Raw genomic sequence first — 789 nt, forward strand, 5'->3', positions numbered from 1 at the left:
TCGGATCAAAGTCTGTTTATCGACTCCCCGAACCTTTTCGCAGATTACCACGTCCTTCATCGCCTCTGACTGCCAAGGCATCCACCGTGCACGCTTGGTCACTTGACCATATAACCCAAAATAGTTTTCATAAAATCAGACTGAAGTCTTCTTTTATGTACTTTAAGTCACATACCAAAGAAGCTTTTGCCTCTTCTCTGGATTTACGATAATAGAAGTCACTAGGTTAAAGTGAACTTCCACCGGTTTAACGCTTGATTCATCGTTATTTCAAAATTTGAATTGTTAAAGAGCAAGTTTAGTGCAAAGCACTAAGTCAGAGACTAAAACTGAAACATGTTCAAAATATTCTTTGAACCGTCTATAATTAGTGTCTTGCTTAGAACTCTAGCTAACTTTAAACACAAGAATGTAAGTAATGGTGGAGCTATGCGGGATCGAACCGCAGACCTCCTGCGTGCAAAGCAGGCGCTCTCCCAGCTGAGCTATAGCCCCATTTCTTAGTGCAGTATTTGGTGGGTCTGGGCCGATTTGAACGGCCGACCTCACCCTTATCAGGGGTGCGCTCTAACCAACTGAGCTACAGACCCAAATACTTTCTGTGCTTCTCATAAAGTAGATATTGTATAAAGCCAATCTGCTCAACTAAGAACAACTAACTCATACCATCAGATAATTTGTGTGAACGCTCACCAGAGCTTCTATCGTTTAAGGAGGTGATCCAGCCCCAGGTTCCCCTAGGGCTACCTTGTTACGACTTCACCCCAGTCATTGACCACTCCGTGGTAA

General features: G+C 43.3%; 2 tRNA genes and 2 rRNA genes. All 4 read right to left on the bottom strand.

What is annotated here, in order from left to right:
• A 23S ribosomal RNA gene (locus LG368_RS15365) occupies nt 1-108 on the bottom strand; the annotation flags it as partial.
• A gap of 311 nt (nt 109-419) precedes the next feature.
• Nucleotides 420-495: transfer RNA gene (locus LG368_RS15370), tRNA-Ala, on the bottom strand.
• 18 nt (nt 496-513) lie between these two features.
• Nucleotides 514-590, bottom strand: a tRNA-Ile gene (locus LG368_RS15375).
• 119 nt (nt 591-709) lie between these two features.
• Nucleotides 710-789 (bottom strand): 16S ribosomal RNA (locus tag LG368_RS15380); the annotation flags it as partial.

This window comes from Marinomonas algarum, assembly GCF_020532605.1.
GTDB lineage: Bacteria > Pseudomonadota > Gammaproteobacteria > Pseudomonadales > Marinomonadaceae > Marinomonas > Marinomonas algarum.